This is a genomic window from Caballeronia insecticola (assembly GCF_000402035.1).
GTDB classification, from domain to species: Bacteria; Pseudomonadota; Gammaproteobacteria; order Burkholderiales; family Burkholderiaceae; genus Caballeronia; species Caballeronia insecticola.
Window position 1 is genome coordinate 791,696 of sequence record NC_021289.1, and the last position, 18,294, is coordinate 809,989.

Here is an 18,294-nt window from a genome sequence, read left to right on the forward strand (position 1 = left end):
GCGCGCGGCTTCACGCGTGATACGAATGCGAAGGCGCATCCCGCATTTCGATCACGTGCGCGTTCACAACGCCGCGTTCCGAAGCGATCAGCACTTCCCGATCCGTATTTCGACATACGACGTTGCGCACATGAGTCAGACCCACGTTGAAGAACACGCTCTTGCTCGCGCCGAGCACGACCAGATCGGCGTCGAGACGTTCGGCCTCTTTGGCAATCACGCGGCCGATGCTGCGCCCACTGCCGGGCAGCGTGCGGGTCCGCCATTCGGCCCGCATGCCCGCGCATTGCAGCATCTTCTCGCAGTTTCGACGAATCGTAAGCGCGAATCGATTGACGATCGCAGGCGTATCGCAAAGGCTGTCCGCTTGCCAGCCAGACCACCACGGCGACGAAACGATCACGTGTAACAGGGTGAGACGCGCGTTGCAGTCGCGTGCGCGCTCGATGGCGGTCGACAAAGCGGCTTCGCTAAAGCTCGGTCCCACGGCGACGAGAATGTGCTGGTACATGGCGTTACCCTCCGATCATTTGATGGCGTCTCATCGATGACGCGTTTCGTTCTTGCATGACGTCATGATCGGCGTGAAGAATTAGGGAAATCTGAGCGCGCTCGCCCTAAAGCGTTACGATGCGATAAATCAATTCGATAGCTCTCGCACACACGCGCCTTGTATATGGACAATCGCGAACTGCTCAATCTCGCTTACTTGCGCGCGTTCCGGCTCGTTGCGCAAACGGGCAGCGCCACGCGCGCCGCGGCCGCGCTTTTTCGCGCGCAATCGGCGGTCACACGTTCGCTGCAGGAACTCGAAGCAGCCGTCGGCGAGACCCTGCTGGAACGCCGTCCATCAGGAATGTTGCCGACGCCAGCAGGCCGCGCAGTGCTGTTGCGTTGCCAACGGATTTTCGCGGAACTCGAAGAACTGGCGCAGTGGTGCTCGGCGCGCCAGTCGCGCCGTCGGACCGCAACGGGTGGAGCATTGCCCGCCTTTCTGCTCAACACGCGGCGTCTGCAACTCTTTTCGGCGCTCGCGCGTCATCGTCACATGCCGAGCGCGGCTCAGACGCTTGGGCTCAGTCAGCCTGCGGTGAGCAGCGCGATCCGCATCATGGAGACGGGCGCGGGCATGCAATTGTTTTATCGCAGCCCGCGCGGACTTTTGCTCACGAGCGAAGGCGAAACCTTCGTATTGCACGTGCGCCGCGCGCTCAATGAACTCAGGCACATTCCCGACGATCTCGCCGCTTTGCGCGGCACGATTCAAGGTTACGTGACGGTGGGCGCGCTGCCGCTTGGCCGAACCTTGATCCTGCCGGGGGCGATAGCGCGCGTGGCGGCCCGATATCCGGGCGTGCGCATCGTGACCGACGAGAGCGCGTATGAAACGCTCGTCGCGGGACTGCGTGCCGGCGACATCGACTTCGTGCTTGGTGCGCTGCGCCAGAACGATGTGTCGAGCGGACTCATCAACGAACGTCTCATGTCGGAGGAAATCGTGGTGCTTGCACGGCGCGGACATCCGCTCGCCGATAAGGACGGACTGTCGCTCAAGGACCTGATATCCGCGCAATGGATTTTGCCGCGCAGCCACGCACCCGCGCGCGGCATGTTTGAGGCGCAATTCAAGCGAGCGAAGCTCAAGCCGCCGATGCCGACCGTCGAAACCGCCGACCTTGCAGTCATTCGCGGTTTGTTGATGCATACGGACATGCTCGCCGCCGTATCCGCACAACAACTTCACTACGAGTGCGAAGCCGGGCAACTCGTGGTGCTCGACATCGCCATGCAAGGATCGCGGCGTGAAATCGGCCTGACGCTGCGCGCGGGCGGCACGCCGTCGCCGGCGGCGAGAGCGATGATCGATGCGATCCGTCTCACCGTCGATGAACTCGGTCACACGATGCGCCGCGAATCGGCGAGCATCGCAAAGAGCGCGGTTTGATACGTGGTGCGTGTCTGGCCATCTGATTTGTTTATCGCGCCAAAGCATATTGTGTGGGCTCGCCGAGGTGCGGTAATGTGTGGTCATCACTTCGCTTACCCGCTTGAGGAGAGTCGATGAACGAGCAGCAATGGATCGCGATGGACGAATACTTGTGCGAGCGTACGCAAGCACCGGATGAAGCGCTCGAAGCCGCCTTGCGGGAAAGCGCGCACGCAGGCCTGCCCGCTATCAACGTCGCACCGAATCAGGGCAAGTTGCTGCACATGCTGGCTCGCTTGCGCGGCGCACGGCGTATTCTGGAAATCGGCACGCTCGGCGGTTACAGCACGATCTGGCTTGCACGCGCTTTGCCTGCCAACGGAACGTTGCTCACGCTCGAAGCTGTCGAACGACATGCCGACGTTGCGCGAAAAAATATCGAGCGCGCAGGTTTGTCCGGTGTGGTTTCGGTGATCGTCGGAGACGCGGTCGATACGCTCGAATCATTTATACGCGACGGTATCCCGCCATTCGATTTCATCTTTCTCGACGCCGACAAGCAAACCTATCCGACGTACCTGACTTTGGCGCTGCGTCTGAGTCGCCCCGGCACGGTGATTCTCGCGGACAACGTGATCCGCGGCGGCCGCGTGGCAGAGACCAATAGCACCGATCCCGACGTGATCGGCGTGCGTGCCTTTCTCGACATGCTGGCGACCAGCCCGCGCCTTTCATCGACCGCGCTTCAAACGGTAGGCAGCAAAGGCTGGGACGGCTTTTCGCTTTCGATCGTCGCCGATTGAAGAATCGTTGGCATTGTCTGAAGAAATATTTGTCGTGTCACGGGAATAAAACGCCCGCTTAGCCTGTTAGCGCATAAAGAACACTCAATCCGATGCGCCGACATGAACAAGCCGCTCACCAAGCGAGACATTCAGGCTTTCGCCGTTGGTAACCTTGCGCAAGTCGCCGAAGTTCGACTGCATGCATCGCGCGACAAGCGCCTGAGGCTAAGAAACGCGCTACGCAATATTCTGCTCGGCGTGTGCGCGGCGTTGGCGGTCTCCGGCTGGTGCGCCGCCACGCATGTATCCGCGCACATGCTCCATGCATCCGCCGTCATGGCTTTGCTGGACGCATCGAATCAAAGCATTGCGCATGTGCCGCCGCTCGTCTCGCACAACCCTCACTTCGTCGAACTGACGCCGGTCGGCCTGGAACTCGTTGCGACGAAGACGAGGCAAGCAGGCCCCTTCGCCCATATCGACGAATTCGATTATCGGAATGCCGACGGCGAAACCGTCATTCTGCTTGCGGCGCGCGCGCCCTTTGCAAGCGAGCAACCGCATTGGAGCGCACAGCGCGTGGGCGATATTCGCCTGCTGACATGGGCGACGGACGGAAAGCGATACGTGCTTGCCGGACACGCCGCCACGCACGGACTCATGCGAGCCGCCGATGCTTTGACGATGACATCACAAAGAGCGGAATAAAATGCGCGCGTCCTTGTTCATTACCTTCAATGCCCGCGCCTCATACGACGGCTAAGCCAATGGACATCCGCGACGAACTGAAGGAGCACATTCCCAGATTGCGGCGCTATGCGCGCGCGCTGCTGAACAATCGGGAACTCGCCGACGATCTCGTGCAAGACACGATCGAGCGCGCCCTGTTGCGTATTGGGATGTTCGAAGCGGGAACCGATCTGCGCGCGTGGCTCTTTACTATCATGCATAACGTGTTCGTCAATCAGATACGCAAGGCTTCCGCGCGCGCGGCGCACGTCTCCATCGACGACGACGTCATGCGTGAGCGCGAGTTCACCGTGTCGGCCAATCAGATCCGCTCACTTGAAGTGCGCGATCTCGACTTTGCATTGCAGCGTTTGCCCGCCGAGCAGCGCGAGGTCGTTCTTCTCGTCGGCCTCGAAGAGATGAGTTATGCGGAGGTGGCGATCGCGCTCGATATTCCCATGGGCACCGTGATGTCGCGCCTGTCTCGCGGACGCGAACGGCTGCGCGCGTTGATGGCGGGCACTCAGCCCGATGCGAAGTTGAAGGTGGTGCGATGAACGACCCACAAACTCCGATCAGCGAAGAAGACATTCACGCCTATGTCGACGGCGTGCTCTCGGCTGAACGCCGCGCGCAAGTCGAGCGAGCGATCGAACTCAATCCCGCGTTAGCCGCGCGCGTAAGCGATTATTTCTCGCTCAATAACATGTTTCATGAACGGTATGATCGCGTGCTTAACGAACCCGTGCCCGCGCGTCTGCGCACGCTCAGGAAGCCACGCTGGTTTAGCGCCGCGAACTGGCCGCAATTCGCCGGCATGGCCGCGGCACTGGTTGCGGGCGTCGGTATAGGCGTCGGCATGAACATGGGCAAGGACGCGATGTCGTTGCCGGGAACCGGCATATCGAATACACGCTTAGCGAGCGCGGACGGCGCCGAAGGCATGGCGCGTCAGGCCGCGATCGCGCATGTCGTGTATATGCCGGCGGTCGATCGGCCCGTCGATATCGGCAAGGACCGCGAGCAGGACTTCGTTCAATATCTGTTGAACAAGCTCGGCACCGATGTGCATCCGCCCATGCTCACAAGGAGCGGCTTTGAACTAATGGGCGGACGCATACTTCCCGGCGACAATGGACCGGTCGCGCAGTTCATGTATCGCGATGCCAAGGGCGAGCGCGTCACGCTATGCATTTCTCATCGCAAAACAAGCACCAACACGACTGCGTTCAAGCTCTATCAGGACGGACCGGTGAACGTCTTCTACTGGATCGATGGCGATTTCGCGTATGCAGTGTCGGGCGGTATCGATCGCAACGTGATGCTTGAAGTCGCGCACGATGTCTATGCCCAACTGACGCCATCGACGCCAGGTTGAGCACTCACTCCGATGTCATGCGCTGTCTCGCGAGACCGAGCCATCGGCCGCGCGGCGCTAAGACGCCCGGCAGCTTTCTGCATTCCACATGCATGCCACGCGCTGGCGCTGCGTCGACGAATTTCTCGATTTCCTCGCGCACGTCCGGGTCGATGTAATCCGCTCTCGATGCATCGACGATTACCGTCGCGCCATCCGGAATTGCGCGCAGATGATGTTTAAGCGTCACCTTGCCAAGAAACGATACGTCCTTGCGAAACGATAGAAGGTAGTGGTCGTCATGCTGCGCGATCGTGATCGGGCGCTTAAGGTTGGCGCGCACGGCAAGCGCGAGACTGCACGCGATGCCAAGCAAAATACCGATGAGCAGATCGGTTAGCAATACGCCCGCGATGGTCGTAACGAACGGCGCAAAGCGTTCCATGCCCTGCTTCGCAACGGCTGCGAACAACGAGGGCTTGGCGAGCTTGAGACCCGTAAAGATCAGGATGGCCGCGAGACACGCAAGCGGAATCAGGTTGATGACGCTCGTCAGCGCAAACACGCTCGCGAGCAAAAGCGCGCCATGCACGAACGACGACCAGCGGCTCTGTGCGCCCGCATGCACGTTCGCCGAGCTACGCACGATGACAGACGTAATCGGCAATGCACCGATCGCGCCGGCCATCATGTTGCCGATACCCTGTGCCTTCAATTCGCGATCAGGATGTGCCGCGCGCTTTTTAGGATCGAGTTGCTCGACCGCTTCCAGGCTAAGAAGCGTCTCCAGACTCGCAACGATCGCAAGCGTCAGGGCAAGCCGCCATACATCGGGATTGACGAACTGGGAAAAATTCGGCAAAGCAAGCGCATCCGTAAATGCGCCAAACGATTCAAGCGACGGCAAGGCTACGCGATGTTGCGCGGGCGGCGCAAAGCCCGGTGCGAACCTGTCGAGCAGCAGCGTCACGCCGATGCCGAACGCGACCACCGCAAGCGGTGCAGGCACTGCGCGCACCCACTTGAAGCGACGCAGCGCGCGCGTTTCCCAGCCTGCCAGCATGGCCAGCGATACGACAGCGACCGCGCACGCCGCCATCGATACCGGGCCGAACGACGTGCTTAGCATGCCCGGACCGCTTGCTGCCGGTGCGCCTTCATTGGCGAAACCCGCGGCAAGCGGAATCTGCTTGATGACGAGCAAAAGGCCGATGGCCGCGAGCATGCCTTTAATGACCGACGAAGGTACGTAAGCGGCAAAGCGCCCTGCCTTCAACATGCCGAAGCCGAACTGGATCGCGCCCGAAAGCAGCACGGCCAATAGAAACGCGGAGAAACTGCCGAGGCCGCTTATACCGTCGACGACGATCACGATCAAGCCTGCCGCCGGGCCGCTCACGCTCAAGTGCGAGCCGCTCAGCAACGCGACGACAAGACCGCCGATGATCCCGGACAATAGCCCGGCAAAGGGTTCGACGCCCGAAGCATTGGCAATGCCTAGACATAACGGCATCGCAACGAGAAACACGACTGTGCCCGCGAATAAATCGCGCGGCAAAGCGTTCATGCGGTTAGCGGAATTCATGAATTTTTTCTCGGGACGAGTTAAGACCTGCGAGCGTCGCGTGAGCGACATCGCATGCATGACAATCGAGTGAAAAGGAAGCGCTTTAGACCGCTTCGAGCGATGCGTGCGTCAGGCGCGCGTCGTCCTTCGTCTTGCGTGCATGGTCATAGCCGGAGGCCAGCACGTTGATGTGGCCGTCATGAAGACCGAAGATCCAGCCATGCACAAGCGGAGGCTCGTCGCGATCGCGCACGATGGCGGTCTGCCGCAATAAACGCACTTGCTCCAGCACGTTCATTTCGGCAAGGCGATTTGCGCGCGCATCGAGTTCGGTGAAGGATTCGAGCTCTTCGCGATGCCGCTCGCTTAGCGCACACAACGGCGCGATCCGGCGATTCACGTGCGGCAAGTCGCTCGACAAAGGCAGCAGTGACGCGCGCACGCCGCCACATCCATAGTGGCCGCACACGATCACGTGATCGACTTTCAGCACGCGCACCGCGTATTCCAGCACGCTCATCGTGTTGTCATCGGAGGGCGAAAATAGATTGGCGATATTGCGATGAACGAAAAGATCGCCAGGATTAGCGTTCGTAATTGTTTCGGCAGGGACGCGGCTATCCGAGCAGCCGATCCACAATACTTTGGGGCTTTGCACCTGCGCTAATCGTGGAAAAAATTGGGCATCGGCATGCGCAGCTTCGCGCGCCCAGGAAATGTTTTCCAACAGCATGCGTTTGGGTCTATTCATGCATTCTTCTCCAGAACGGTATATCCAAAAAAGGGACGCATTCGCATATCAACGAGTGCGTTCCTTACGAATTACTTTCGCAGAAAAAGTTCGGGCACGTCCAGAGAAAAAAATCGACTTTTTTATTCATCGCATGCACGCAAATGATGCATGCGGTCTTCTTGTTTAGCCGTTGCCTGGCGCGGTCGTCGCGTCTGTTAATCTTTGCGCTCGTCTTTTGCTCAAGGCAGCGCACGAAAAAAATCATGAACGATCAAGCAGCAAGCGTCGACGCGACACGATTTGCCGAATTGAACGACGGGCCGAATACGGTGCGGATCGAATATCGATGGCTCAATCCCGAACGGATCGATGCGCCCATCGCTGTATTTCTGCACGAAGGTCTGGGCTCGATCGAGCTATGGAAAAGATGGCCGCAAGCGTTGTGTGACCGGTTGCAATGCCGGGGGTTCGTCTATTCACGACTAGGATACGGACGTTCGACGCCGCGCTCGCCGAATGAACAGTGGCCAGTGACGTTTCTGCATCATCAGGCCCGCGATGTGTTGCCCGCCTTGCTCGACGCCGTCGGCATCGACGAAGGGGAGCGCTCACGCATGTGGCTCATCGGTCATAGCGATGGCGGTACGATCGCCTTGCTCTATGCAAGTGCGTTTCCTGACGCGCTGGCCGGCCTTGCGATCATGGCGCCGCATGTATTCGTCGAAGCGGAGACCGTCGAGGCGATCAAGGAGACGAGAATCGCCTATGAGAGCACGACGCTTAGAGACAAGCTGCGCTCTTATCACGATGACGTCGATTCGGCATTCTATGGCTGGAACGATGCGTGGCTGAATCCCGCCTTTCTGCATTGGGATATCACGGACGAGATCGCGGCAATCCGCCGTCCGCTGCTTGCAATTCAGGGACACGACGACGAATACGCGTCGATGCTTCAGATCGACAAGATCAAGGCGGCTGTTCCGCACACGCGTCTCGTCAAGCTGTCGCAATGCGGGCATTCACCGCATCGCGATGCAAGCGATGCAGTGAACGACGCCATCGCTGCATTCGTGACGATGGATCGCGACTAACGCTTGACGCGCAGATAAGCGCGGCTAATCGCAGGCCGCGTATGCACCCATAAACGCGACGCAAGCCACGACGCCGGCCGATCGCGCACTTCCAGCCGCTTGATGGTTCGCTCGGCATCGGCGGACGCATTTCGTTCGAGCGGATCCGCGCCGACATTCGTGCCCGTATGACACGTATAGAAATGGCGAAAGCCGGCGTTTAAGGCGACTTCGCGATAGTCGTCGTCGTAATAGCCTTGCGGCCAGCACAAATGATCGGACGCTTCGCCCAGGCGTGCTCGCAGGACTTTCCGCGCCGCGCCCAAATCGTCTTGCAGGCGCGCGCGCTTTTCGACAGTCGATGCCGTAACCTGATCCCAGCGCACATGCGTATGGGTGTGACTGTGAAACTCGAACGTGCCGGCTTCGCGCATCGCATCGATCTCGGACCAGCGCAAAATGACATCGTCGGTGCGGCCGTTTTCGATTGCGACTTCGCCTGCGCGATGATCCAGCAAGCGTGGAAACTCAGTCCTCGCATGCGACGCATTCGGACGCACGCCGCCCTCACCCGGCCAGCTGCTTACGAGAAAGCATAGCGCCGTGAAGCCATGCCTTTGCAGCACGGGATGTGCGTGGACCCAGTTGTCGAGATAACCATCGTCGAACGTGATGACGATCGATTTTGCGGGCACTTCTTCGCCGCGCAAGAAAGCGGCAAGCTGCGCAGATCCGATCGTGCGATAGCCTGCGCTTGCAAGATACTCCATCTGTGCCGCGAAATGCTCGGGCTTCACGGTGATCATGCCGGGCGACGTGCTGACGTGGTGATACATCAGCACGGGCACGGCGCGCGCGTTACGCTTATTCATCGGCGATGTCCTCGCTCATGCAAGGCGCGTCGGTAAAAGAGCACCGTTTCATACGCCATGTCGCTCACCGTGAAGCCACGCTCCAGAATGCGCAGGCTCTCGCTGCGCAACCGCTGCCGCAATTCCGGTTCGTCGATCATGCGCGCAATCGCCGCACGCAGCGAAACCGGATCACGCGGCTGCACGAGCAAACCGTTGACATCGTTCTCGATCAATTCGGGCACACCATCGACGTGCGTGCCGATCACCGGCAAGCCCGCAGCCATCGCTTCAATGAAGGCCTGCCCCAGCGCTTCCTGATGCGTCGGCAACACGAAAAAATCACTGCCGCGAAAGATGTTCGGCACGTCGGTGCGAAAGCCAAGCAGATGGATGCGCCCCGCGATGCCGGCGCCTTCGACAATCCCTTTGATGCGTTCGAAAGCCGGACCATCGCCCGCCATCACGACGTGAAAGTCAGGATGCGACTCCAGAAGCGGACGCACCGCCGCGATCAGATCTTCATGACCTTTTTCGTCACGCATGATCGCGACCATGCAAGCGATGAGCGCATCGTTACCAAGACCTAACTCTGCACGCAGCGTCGAATGCGCGACGGGCTCAGGTTTAACGATGCCATCATGGATGGTCTGAACACGTTTCTCGGCCACGCCTGCCGAAATCAGATAGCGACGAACGTAATGACTCACCGCGATCACGCGATGCGGAATCCACGTATAGGTCGCGAGCGAACTGATAGGCAAGGCAAGATGCCGCGTGCGTACGATAAGCGGTGTTCGCGCCAGACGCGCCGCCGAGCCGGCGACAAGCGAATCGTGGCCGCTATGCGTGTTGAGCACGTCGAAAGCGCGATGACGCAACAGCGCCTTGATGTGCAGCATCGAATGCATGTCGCCGCCGCTACGCATGCGCGCGTGATGGACGGTGAATCCATGCTCCGCGCAACGTAGCCCGATTCGCGCATCGCGCGGACAGATCAGCTCGACGGTATGGCCGCATTCACGCATGGCGACCATCTCTTTCAACGTGCGAATCTCCTGGCCGCCCCAACCTTTCGATGACTCGCTATGCAAGATCTTCAAACCTGGTCTCCACACTCGCCGGTAGCATCGCTCCGGAAATATTTGGTAATAATTCGAATGCCTTTCTTCCCTCGTTTCTTTGTAAGGGAAATTAAAGGGATTTAATCAGCCTCAGAACGAGGCTTGAGGTTCACAAACGACGGACTTGCAAGTGCCGTGATTGCGCATTGCCTGGCGGGACGCGAAGTCTGCCAATCAATATTCATTCACGGTTGCCTGGCGTGATTCGGCTGGGTGGCCGGGATGACCTCTCGCGCTAACGGCCCAGGTAAGCGTTTGGTTGACTGCTTAGCGACGATTCTTTTTTAGGGATTTTGCTAAGGGTCGGCTAGGGACCGTTAAGCGTTCGCTAAAGAATTGAGCGGAAATGCTATTGGCGCGAACCGCTTTGAAGTAATACTTGTTTAAGACACCTAAGCACATTCACTAAGCTTATAGGCGCGCAAACGTTATCTCTTCAATATGGCATTAGACGAAGATTGGACAGAAGGACTATCCGAGAGCAGGACTATGAGCGCACGACATGCGGATGCGCTCGGCCATCAGGAACTGAGGCCGTCAACGCCCCGCAGGTCCTTGGCTTAGCAAATTGCCGTCCTTAACCTAAGACGGCAGCCTGACTAGAAGGAAATAAAGGGAAAAGGCTAGCAACTCACCCCGCATCCTGCATCTTCGACGACGCCTCGTGCGCACGCCTCAAGCGCTCCCGACTGTTCGAGAGATGCATGCGCATAGCCGCGCGCGCGGCCTCCGGGTCGCGTCGCTCGATCGCATCGTAGATGTCTTCGTGCTCGCGATTCACGCGGTCGAGATAGCTGCCCGGATCGTTATGCGCGAGCGCGGCGGAATTGACGCGCGTGCGCGGAATGATCGTGTTGCCAAGTTGGCTCAGGATGCTGTGGAAGTAACGATTACCCGTCGCCTTGGCGAGTTCCAGATGAAAAGCGACGTCGGCGGCAACCGCGTTCCCTTCGCCCGCTTCGATCAGTCTTTCGAATTCGTCGAGTGCGCGACGCATCTGCGCGAGATTCTCGTCGGTGCGACGCATGGCGGCGAGGCCCGCCGCCTCCGCTTCGAGGCTAATGCGCAGTTCGAGAATCGCCATGACGTCGCGCACGGTAAGTTCGCCCGCGGCTTCGATCTGAAAGCGATCCTGATCTACCGGTTCGAGCACGAAAGTACCGATGCCATGACGCGTCTGCACGAGGCGCCCGGCCTGCAGACGCGAAATGGATTCGCGCACGACCGTGCGGCTCACGCCGAGCTGCGCCATGATTTCCGATTCCGTCGGCAGCTTGTCGCCGGGCTGAAGCGCGCCGCTGCGAATCCGCTCCGACAACTCGGCGACGACTTCCTCGGTGAGATTGCGCGAGCGGCGCAGCGCGCCGGACGAGAGTGCTTGGGACATTGAAAGGCCGATCGTGATTGTGCTCGATCGCTCATTATAGGGCGCGGTTCAGCTTGTACGATGACTATCGGCGGTGCTGGAATTTTGAATGCATAAAACCGCAGGCTATTTCAGTCCCATCCGCCCATGCGCTCGGCTCGCCCGTGAAAAAACTTTCGGGATCAAGCGTTTAGGGACAAACCAAACCGTTGATAAACCAACTCTTGCAGCGTAAAGTTCATGTACCGCATGAAGTGGCAAACGCGACTTCCGGACGGCATCAGTCCGGGGGTCGGCCGCGCCCGTAAGCGTCAATTACGGGAAGCCGCTTCATCGTCAGGCTCGCGAATCCATGTCCGCATCCGTTGGATTCGCCATCATCTCGCGCACTCGCGAGCCAGCATCGCGGTTCACCGGTACGTCGCAGCGCACGCGTCTATGTGTCCTCTCGCGCGGTTCTTTGCGCCTATTTATATTTCGCAGACGACAACCGGTGAACACCCGTGTTCACATCCGTCGCGTTCACGGCGATACTGAAAACGCGGCATCGTGGGTTGAAGGCAAGGAGATGAGCAATGATGCGTGAAGTAACAGGAGCGTTTTTCGGCTCCCGCAAGCTGGACGAAGCACTCGAAGATTTGCGCGCGGAAGGCATTGCGGGCGACCGGGTCCGCGTGGCGAGCCTGAGCGGCTTTGCCGATTTCCGTTCCTCGCAGGTGCAGAGCGCGGCATTGCAGACGCAGTGGATCGCGGCCGAGTATGCCGGACACGGCGAACATCTCGGCGTAGTCGACACGCACGAGTATCCGTTCGGACTCGACGTTTCCGGCGACGACATCCTCCCCACGTTCGGTGCCGACGGCGGCGACGCGGACACCCTCTGCGGCATCACACGTGTGATTGTGAGCATCCGTGACGAAGCGGAGATGCGCACGGTCTGCGACATCTTCTCCCGCCTCGGCACCGACGACTTCGACATCGAAACCACGCCGGCCTAATCTTCGCCAACGTCCTCCGGCTACTGAGTCGTGGCCGGCGCGGGTTTCGCTTTCTTCTTGTGCTTGGAATGAAATCCCTGGCGTGTGCTGCCAGGAGCCGACGTGTTGTCCCCTCCCACGGTGGGAGCGGCCGTTGCCGCGCCGTGTGCGTTGCCTCCGCCCGAACCGCCATTACCGTTACCGCCCGATTGCGCCATCGCCGCGCCCGCGCCGCCTATCGTCAGGCCGGCCGTGAGCGCGAGTAACGCTCCCAATTTCTCTATCTTCATATTTCACCTCGTTAGCTGAACTGCGTCGGCACGCGCGCATTTTGCATTCAACATACATAACGCAAAATGCCATTTGGAATTTGGCATGCCGCATGCTCCTGACGTTTGTTTGACCCACAAACCTCGCCCAAAACCCGACCTCTCATGGACGCTCGCAAAGCCACCGCCAGACCCAAGTCAAACGATGAGGCCGCATCTGCTTCGAGAGCAGGTTTCGTGCGCGTCCGGGGCGCGCGGGAGCACAACCTGAAAAATGTCGATGTCGACGTTCCGCGGGACGCGCTTGTCGTCTTTACGGGCGTTTCCGGCTCGGGCAAGTCGTCGCTTGCATTCGGCACGCTGTATGCCGAAGCGCAACGCCGCTACTTCGAGTCCGTGGCACCGTATGCGCGGCGGCTCATCGAACAGGTGGGCGTGCCGCAGGTCGATTCGATCGAAGGCCTGCCGCCCGCCGTCGCGCTTCAACAGCAGCGCGGCGCGCCCAACGCGCGTTCGTCGGTTGGCAGCGTCACCACCTTATCGAGTCTCGTGCGCATGCTGTATTCGCGCACGGGCAGCTATCCGCCGAAGCAGCCGATGCTGTACGCGGAAGATTTTTCGCCCAACACGGTTCAGGGCGCGTGTCCCGTTTGTCACGGCCTCGGCCGCGTCTACGAAGTTACCGAAAAAACGATGGTGCCGGACGACTCGCTCACGATTCGCGAGCGCGCCATCGCTGCGTGGCCGCCCGCATGGCACGGGCAAAATCTGCGCGACATCCTCGTGACGCTCGGCTACGACGTCGACACGCCGTGGCGCGATTTGCCGAAGAAAGATCGCGACTGGATCCTCTTCACCGAGGAACAGCCCACCGCGCCCGTTTATGCGGGACTCACGCCGAAGGAGACGCAAGCGGCGCTCAAACGTGGCGCGGAGCCGAGCTATCAGGGCACGTTCACCGGCGCGCGCCGCTACATCCTGCACACGTTCGCACACACGCAAAGCGCCCTCATGAAGAAGCGCGTATCGCGTTTCATGATCGGCAGCGATTGTCCCGCGTGTCATGGCAAGCGCCTCAAGAAGGAAGCGCTGTCGGTGACGTTCGCGGGAATGGACATTGCCGAATTCTCAAGGCTGCCGATGAACCGGCTCGCCAGTTTGCTCGGGCCGATTGCGCGCGGCGAATGGACCGCACTCGGCGACGCGCAACCGACCACGCTCACGAAAAACGCCAGGCGCGCGGCGACGGAGAAACGCGTCGCGGCCGGCGGTTCAGCGCACAAGGCGGCCCCTGACGTCCGCCGCACGCCGAATCTTTCCGATGAAAAGCGCGCCGCCGCCGAGCGCATCGCGGCCGAATTGCTGGAGCGGCTCGGCACGCTGAACGATCTCGGCCTCGGCTATCTGTCGCTCGATCGCGCAACGCCGACGCTCTCGTCCGGAGAATTGCAGCGGTTGCGGCTCGCGACGCAACTCGCATCGCAACTTTTCGGCGTCGTGTATGTGCTCGACGAACCTTCCGCCGGCCTGCATCCCGCCGACAGCGAAGCGCTCTTCGCCGCGTTGCAGCGCCTCAAGGCAGCGGGCAATTCGTTGTTTGTCATCGAGCACGATCTGAACACGATGCGTCGCGCCGACTGGCTCGTCGATGTCGGTCCGGCCGCGGGCGAAGGCGGTGGTCACGTGCTGTATAGCGGACCGCCCGCGGGGCTTGCATCGGTCGAAAGCTCGCAGACGCGCAAGCATTTGTTCGCACCGAAGAAGCAGATCGAGCGCGTGCCGCGTGAACCGCGCGGATGGCTGCGGCTCGCGAGCATCACGCGTAACAATCTGCTCGGCATCGACGCCGCGTTTCCGCTCGGCGCGTTCACTACAGTCACGGGCATCTCGGGATCGGGCAAATCGAGCCTCGTGAGCCAGGCGCTGCCCGAACTGGTCGCGGAACGCCTCGGCCGGGCCCTGGACGATACCGAAGAAGACGAGCAAGACCCGCTTCTTGCAGAAGCCGCTGCGCCCGCGGATGGACGCATCGTCGAAGGCATGGAGACGATCCGTCGTCTCGTGCGTGTCGATCAAAAGCCGATCGGCCGCACGCCGCGTTCGAACCTCGCAACCTACACCGGCCTCTTCGATCACGTGCGCAAGCTCTTCGCGGATACGCCCGCGGCGCGCAAGCATCGCTATGGCGCGGGACGCTTTTCGTTCAACGTCGCGCAAGGACGCTGCCCCACGTGCGAAGGCGAAGGCTTCGTAAGCGTCGAATTGCTCTTTCTGCCGAGCGTCTACACATCATGTTCGACGTGCCACGGCTCGCGCTACAACCCGCAGACGCTCGAGATCGAATGGCAGGGAAAGAACATTGCGCAAGTGCTCGACATGAGTGTCGATGCCGCGTGCGCGTTCTTTACCGATGAGCCGCACGTGATGCGCGCGCTCGTCGTGCTGCGCGATATCGGCCTCGGTTATCTGCGGCTCGGCCAGCCTGCGACGGAACTCTCCGGCGGCGAAGCGCAACGCATCAAGCTCGCGACGGAACTGCAGCGCGCGCATCGCGGCGACACGCTCTATATCCTCGACGAACCGACGACAGGCCTTCATCCCGCCGACGTGGATCGTCTGATGTCGCAGCTACAGGGACTCGTCGATGCGGGCAATACGGTGGTTGTCGTCGAACACGACATGCGTGTGGCGGCGCATTCGGACTGGGTCATCGATATCGGGCCGGGCGCGGGTGAGGACGGCGGCAAGATCGTCGCGGCGGGTGCGCCGGGCAGCGTGGCACAACATGCCGCGAGTCGAACAGCGCCTTATCTGAACGAAGCGCTGCAACGTTGATCGCGGCGCAAACACGTGTTGTAAGCGCAGACTCCAATGCCTCGCGTGGAATCGTTCGGCAATCGTTCAATACATCCCGATCCATCGCCACACATAAAACCGCACGATCCCGATCAGCTCACGCAGCGCGCTGTTCGAATCGATCCATCCTTCGGGATGCGGCACCCACCACGACTTCGGGTTGCGTATGAATGCAACCGCCGGTTGCGGATGCAGGTCGAATGCATCGAAGGTCAGCAAAGCGCGGCGCATATGCAGCGACGACGTGATCAGCACCGAAGTGTCGTATTGCCGCGACCGTAGGATCTTCTCCGTATTGCGCGCGTTTTCGTATGTGTTGAGACTCTTGTTTTCAAGGATCAGATCCGAACGCTTGACGCCCGCGTCGAGCAGCAAGCCTCCATACAAATCCGCTTCGCTCTGCGTGTGACGCTGGGGATTTCCGCCCGTCACCAGAACGACGCATTCCTTTTCCGTCTCGATGCAGCGCTTGTAGAGCGACGCCGCGAGGTCGATGCGCGTCGCCGAATCGCCCATCGGAATTAAGTGCCGATGGCGATCGTACTGAGTTCCTCCGCCCAGCACGATGATCACCATGCGCGTGCCGAAGCGGGGATCGTTCATCGCGTCGTAGCCGAGATTCGCCAGACGCACGAGCGGGCCCGCGAGCCAGCTTCCGAGCAGCCAGAACACGGCGCCCGCGACGAAAAAAATGGCGACGCGCCGCCGCTTCCACACGATGAACAACGTCACGAACAGGACCAGCAAGCAGACCAGTACCAATTACCTCACCCGGAGTCTTTAGTTTTCAAACACCTTGCAGTCTCGCATATTTCTTGCAGGGTAGATGTCGCGATATACGCAGGAGTTACTTGTATCGCGGCGGCGCCGCAGCAGGCGTCAGTCTGAAGGATTTGCACGGAGCGATCCGTGCTTGATATCGCACAAAGCGCCGCTCGGCTCATCGAAGCCCACCGTGCGCCATCGCACGGACGCATAGGCCTCGTAATTCGTTAAATACGATCAAACAACAACAACGTCGACGGTGCCTGCGAGAGCCCTCGTGAAATCGTCTTCATGAGACATGAGCAACACCGCCGCCACTTCGCCCCGGAGCGAAGACGACATTCGATAAGAACTCAACGTCGCCATCCGGAATTCGCTGCGCCGCTGGCCGGGTACAAGGAAAACACAGACAATGAAAACTGAATTGCGCCGCATCCTCGCCGAGTCTGCTCGGCTCGACGTGTCCATCGACACGCTCTCCGACAGCGACGATCTCTACGCCGCCGGTCTCTCCTCGCTTGCCACGGTTCATGTGATGCTCGCGATCGAAGACGAGTTCGGCATCGAGATTCCAGATCGCATGCTCACGCGCCGGCTCTTTTCGAGCGTCGATTCGCTCGCGGCTGCCGTGGACGAACTGCGTCGGTCGCAGGCCGCAGCATGAACGCCCCCGCGCAGGAACTGGAAGCAGCGCAGCTCGCGCAAAGCGCGAAGCCACGCAGCGAAAGCGAACTGATCGAAGCGGCCAAACGTGTCGGCGCGATCGCAGCCAAGCACGCCGATGCAGTGGACCGTGAAGCACGCTTCCCCGCCGAAGCCGTCGCCGCGATGCGCGCAGAACGCCTCCTCTCCGCGATGATCCCTACCGCTCATGGCGGCGACGGTCTTCCGCTCACCGGCGTGGCCCGCGTGTGCGAAGCCATTGCGCAAGGCTGTGCATCTTCCGCGATGATCTATGCGATGCATCAGAGCCAGGTGGTCTGCATCGTGGACCATGGCGTGAACGTGCAGTGGCAGCGCGACTTCCTCGCACGCATGGTGAACGAGCAGTTGTTGCTTGCATCGGCGACGTCGGAAGAAAACATCGGCGGCAACATGCGCACGAGCGCATGCGCGGTCGATCTCGTCGACAACGCGTTCCACATCGAAAAGCTCGCGCCCACCATTTCGTACGGCACGTATGCGGACTGCATTCTCGTGACGGCACGCCGTCATCCGGATGCGCCGCCGTCGGATCAGGTGCTGATCGTCGCGCCGCGCGACACGCTCACGCTGGAGCCGCGCGGCACGTGGGACACGCTCGGCATGCGCGGCACGTGCAGCGAAGGACACCGCCTCGTTGCACGCGGCGTCGCTGAACAGATTCTGCCCGAGCCGTTCTCGAAGATCGCCGATGAAAGCATGTTGCCGGTATCGCATACCTTGTGGTCGTCGGTATGGTGCGGCATTGCAAGCGATGCCGCGAATCGCGCTCATCAGTTCTTCCGCAATCAGGCACGCGGCAAACCGGGCGTGTTGCCGCCATCGGCCGCGCGGCTCGCGCAAGTGCTCACGCTCATCAAGATGATGCAGGCGCGGCTGCGCGAATCGCTCGCCAATGTCGAAGCGGCCAGCGCCGAGCGCGCAGCGAACAAGACGAGTCAGCGCAATGACGACGATGCGCCGCTCACGGCATCGATCGGCATCAATGCGGATCTGAACATGCTCAAGCTCGCGATCTCTCAGTCGGCGGTGCATGTCGTGCAGGAGACGCTGATGATCTGCGGCATGGCGGGCTACAAGAACGACACGCCGTTTAGCGTGGGACGTCATCTGCGCGACCTGCATTCGGCGCCGCTCATGATCAGCAACGACCGCATCGAATTGAACACGGCGAATCTGCTGCTCGCGCAGCGCGCCGCAACGGGAACCCTTTGAC

General features: G+C 60.5%; 18 protein-coding genes. 10 read left to right on the forward strand and 8 right to left on the reverse strand.

The genetic code is table 11. The features are described 5' to 3' along the window. Positions 1-10 precede the first annotated feature (10 nt). Positions 11-511, reverse strand: a complete 501-nt coding sequence (locus BRPE64_RS28265) for a universal stress protein (RefSeq protein WP_016348406.1) — start codon at positions 509-511, stop codon at positions 11-13. 165 nt (positions 512-676) lie between these two features. On the opposite strand from BRPE64_RS28265, the gene BRPE64_RS28270 reads away from it, so the two are divergent. The 5 genes from BRPE64_RS28270 (at position 677) to BRPE64_RS28290 (ending at position 4,819) form a co-directional block, all read left to right on the forward strand. Beyond that, positions 677-1,945, forward strand: coding sequence for a LysR family transcriptional regulator (locus BRPE64_RS28270; RefSeq protein ID WP_016348407.1), 1,269 nt, complete (start codon positions 677-679; stop codon positions 1,943-1,945). Between the two features lie 116 nt (positions 1,946-2,061). Further along, entirely contained in the window at positions 2,062-2,730 is a 669-nt protein-coding gene (locus BRPE64_RS28275; RefSeq protein ID WP_016348408.1) for an O-methyltransferase, read from the forward strand. A gap of 102 nt (positions 2,731-2,832) precedes the next feature. Further along, positions 2,833-3,420 carry a hypothetical protein gene (locus tag BRPE64_RS28280; RefSeq protein ID WP_016348409.1) on the forward strand — a complete coding sequence of 196 codons (588 nt, stop codon included), beginning with the start codon at positions 2,833-2,835 and terminating at the stop codon, positions 3,418-3,420. 59 nt (positions 3,421-3,479) lie between these two features. Next, positions 3,480-3,998: an RNA polymerase sigma factor gene (locus BRPE64_RS28285; RefSeq protein ID WP_016348410.1), complete on the forward strand. Its 519-nt coding sequence runs from the start codon at positions 3,480-3,482 to the stop codon at positions 3,996-3,998. Next, the gene (locus tag BRPE64_RS28290) at positions 3,995-4,819 is read left to right on the forward strand and encodes an anti-sigma factor family protein (protein ID WP_016348411.1); all 825 of its coding nucleotides are present in this window, start codon (positions 3,995-3,997) and stop codon (positions 4,817-4,819) included. The genes BRPE64_RS28285 and BRPE64_RS28290 overlap by 4 nt, the downstream gene beginning before the upstream one ends. Before the next feature lie 4 nt (positions 4,820-4,823). Here the strand turns inward: BRPE64_RS28290 and BRPE64_RS28295 are convergent, their stop codons facing one another. Both BRPE64_RS28295 and BRPE64_RS28300 read right to left on the reverse strand, forming a co-directional pair. After that, complete coding sequence (locus BRPE64_RS28295; RefSeq protein ID WP_051180590.1) at positions 4,824-6,383, reverse strand: SulP family inorganic anion transporter; 1,560 nt, start codon at positions 6,381-6,383, stop codon at positions 4,824-4,826. A gap of 85 nt (positions 6,384-6,468) precedes the next feature. Continuing rightward, complete coding sequence (locus BRPE64_RS28300) at positions 6,469-7,116, reverse strand: carbonic anhydrase (protein WP_044043487.1); 648 nt, start codon at positions 7,114-7,116, stop codon at positions 6,469-6,471. 245 nt (positions 7,117-7,361) lie between these two features. Here BRPE64_RS28300 and BRPE64_RS28310 point away from each other — a divergent pair, with 245 nt between their 5' ends. Then, a complete protein-coding gene (locus BRPE64_RS28310; protein WP_016348415.1) occupies positions 7,362-8,189 on the forward strand; it encodes an alpha/beta fold hydrolase in 828 nt (275 codons plus the stop codon). On the opposite strand, the gene BRPE64_RS28315 is transcribed toward BRPE64_RS28310, so the two are convergent. From BRPE64_RS28315 to BRPE64_RS28325, 3 genes are all read right to left on the reverse strand, one after another. Next, complete coding sequence (locus tag BRPE64_RS28315) at positions 8,186-9,040, reverse strand: polysaccharide deacetylase family protein (protein WP_016348416.1); 855 nt, start codon at positions 9,038-9,040, stop codon at positions 8,186-8,188. The two genes, BRPE64_RS28310 and BRPE64_RS28315, sit on opposite strands and share 4 nt — an antisense overlap. Next, a complete protein-coding gene (locus tag BRPE64_RS28320; protein WP_016348417.1) occupies positions 9,037-10,122 on the reverse strand; it encodes a glycosyltransferase in 1,086 nt (361 codons plus the stop codon). Before BRPE64_RS28320 ends, BRPE64_RS28315 begins: the two co-directional genes overlap by 4 nt. A gap of 652 nt (positions 10,123-10,774) precedes the next feature. Continuing rightward, complete coding sequence (locus tag BRPE64_RS28325) at positions 10,775-11,530, reverse strand: FadR/GntR family transcriptional regulator (RefSeq protein ID WP_016348418.1); 756 nt, start codon at positions 11,528-11,530, stop codon at positions 10,775-10,777. A 554-nt stretch (positions 11,531-12,084) separates the two neighbouring features. On the opposite strand from BRPE64_RS28325, the gene BRPE64_RS28330 reads away from it, so the two are divergent. Continuing rightward, a complete protein-coding gene (locus BRPE64_RS28330) occupies positions 12,085-12,507 on the forward strand; it encodes a hypothetical protein (protein WP_016348419.1) in 423 nt (140 codons plus the stop codon). Between the two features lie 20 nt (positions 12,508-12,527). Here BRPE64_RS28330 and BRPE64_RS32530 read toward each other — a convergent pair whose 3' ends face one another. Continuing rightward, positions 12,528-12,776, reverse strand: coding sequence for a hypothetical protein (locus BRPE64_RS32530; RefSeq protein ID WP_084675873.1), 249 nt, complete (start codon positions 12,774-12,776; stop codon positions 12,528-12,530). 144 nt (positions 12,777-12,920) lie between these two features. Between BRPE64_RS32530 and BRPE64_RS28335 the strand changes: the two genes are divergently transcribed. Next, the gene (locus BRPE64_RS28335) at positions 12,921-15,590 is read left to right on the forward strand and encodes an excinuclease ABC subunit UvrA (protein ID WP_044043491.1); all 2,670 of its coding nucleotides are present in this window, start codon (positions 12,921-12,923) and stop codon (positions 15,588-15,590) included. Positions 15,591-15,656: 66 nt separating this feature from the next. Here BRPE64_RS28335 and BRPE64_RS28340 read toward each other — a convergent pair whose 3' ends face one another. Further along, entirely contained in the window at positions 15,657-16,373 is a 717-nt protein-coding gene (locus BRPE64_RS28340) for a YdcF family protein (protein WP_044043493.1), read from the reverse strand. Between the two features lie 415 nt (positions 16,374-16,788). Here BRPE64_RS28340 and BRPE64_RS28345 point away from each other — a divergent pair, with 415 nt between their 5' ends. Continuing rightward, positions 16,789-17,040: an acyl carrier protein gene (locus tag BRPE64_RS28345; protein ID WP_016348422.1), complete on the forward strand. Its 252-nt coding sequence runs from the start codon at positions 16,789-16,791 to the stop codon at positions 17,038-17,040. Further along, positions 17,037-18,293, forward strand: coding sequence for an acyl-CoA dehydrogenase family protein (locus BRPE64_RS28350; protein ID WP_016348423.1), 1,257 nt, complete (start codon positions 17,037-17,039; stop codon positions 18,291-18,293). Before BRPE64_RS28345 ends, BRPE64_RS28350 begins: the two co-directional genes overlap by 4 nt. The last annotated feature ends 1 nt before the right edge of the window (position 18,294 follow it).

What these genes read in the sequence shown, in the direction of transcription:
- BRPE64_RS28265 (WP_016348406.1), bottom strand. Translation starts at nt 511, where the DNA reads ATGTACCAGCACATTCTCGTCGCCGTGGGACCGAGCTTTAGCGAAGCC.
- BRPE64_RS28270 (WP_016348407.1), top strand. Translation starts at nt 677, where the DNA reads ATGGACAATCGCGAACTGCTCAATCTCGCTTACTTGCGCGCGTTCCGG.
- BRPE64_RS28275 (WP_016348408.1), top strand. Translation starts at nt 2,062, where the DNA reads ATGAACGAGCAGCAATGGATCGCGATGGACGAATACTTGTGCGAGCGT.
- BRPE64_RS28280 (WP_016348409.1), top strand. Translation starts at nt 2,833, where the DNA reads ATGAACAAGCCGCTCACCAAGCGAGACATTCAGGCTTTCGCCGTTGGT.
- BRPE64_RS28285 (WP_016348410.1), top strand. Translation starts at nt 3,480, where the DNA reads ATGGACATCCGCGACGAACTGAAGGAGCACATTCCCAGATTGCGGCGC.
- BRPE64_RS28290 (WP_016348411.1), top strand. Translation starts at nt 3,995, where the DNA reads ATGAACGACCCACAAACTCCGATCAGCGAAGAAGACATTCACGCCTAT.
- BRPE64_RS28295 (WP_051180590.1), bottom strand. Translation starts at nt 6,383, where the DNA reads ATGAATTCCGCTAACCGCATGAACGCTTTGCCGCGCGATTTATTCGCG.
- BRPE64_RS28300 (WP_044043487.1), bottom strand. Translation starts at nt 7,116, where the DNA reads ATGAATAGACCCAAACGCATGCTGTTGGAAAACATTTCCTGGGCGCGC.
- BRPE64_RS28310 (WP_016348415.1), top strand. Translation starts at nt 7,362, where the DNA reads ATGAACGATCAAGCAGCAAGCGTCGACGCGACACGATTTGCCGAATTG.
- BRPE64_RS28315 (WP_016348416.1), bottom strand. Translation starts at nt 9,040, where the DNA reads ATGAATAAGCGTAACGCGCGCGCCGTGCCCGTGCTGATGTATCACCAC.
- BRPE64_RS28325 (WP_016348418.1), bottom strand. Translation starts at nt 11,530, where the DNA reads ATGTCCCAAGCACTCTCGTCCGGCGCGCTGCGCCGCTCGCGCAATCTC.
- BRPE64_RS28330 (WP_016348419.1), top strand. Translation starts at nt 12,085, where the DNA reads ATGATGCGTGAAGTAACAGGAGCGTTTTTCGGCTCCCGCAAGCTGGAC.
- BRPE64_RS32530 (WP_084675873.1), bottom strand. Translation starts at nt 12,776, where the DNA reads ATGAAGATAGAGAAATTGGGAGCGTTACTCGCGCTCACGGCCGGCCTG.
- BRPE64_RS28335 (WP_044043491.1), top strand. Translation starts at nt 12,921, where the DNA reads ATGGACGCTCGCAAAGCCACCGCCAGACCCAAGTCAAACGATGAGGCC.
- BRPE64_RS28345 (WP_016348422.1), top strand. Translation starts at nt 16,789, where the DNA reads ATGAAAACTGAATTGCGCCGCATCCTCGCCGAGTCTGCTCGGCTCGAC.
- BRPE64_RS28350 (WP_016348423.1), top strand. Translation starts at nt 17,037, where the DNA reads ATGAACGCCCCCGCGCAGGAACTGGAAGCAGCGCAGCTCGCGCAAAGC.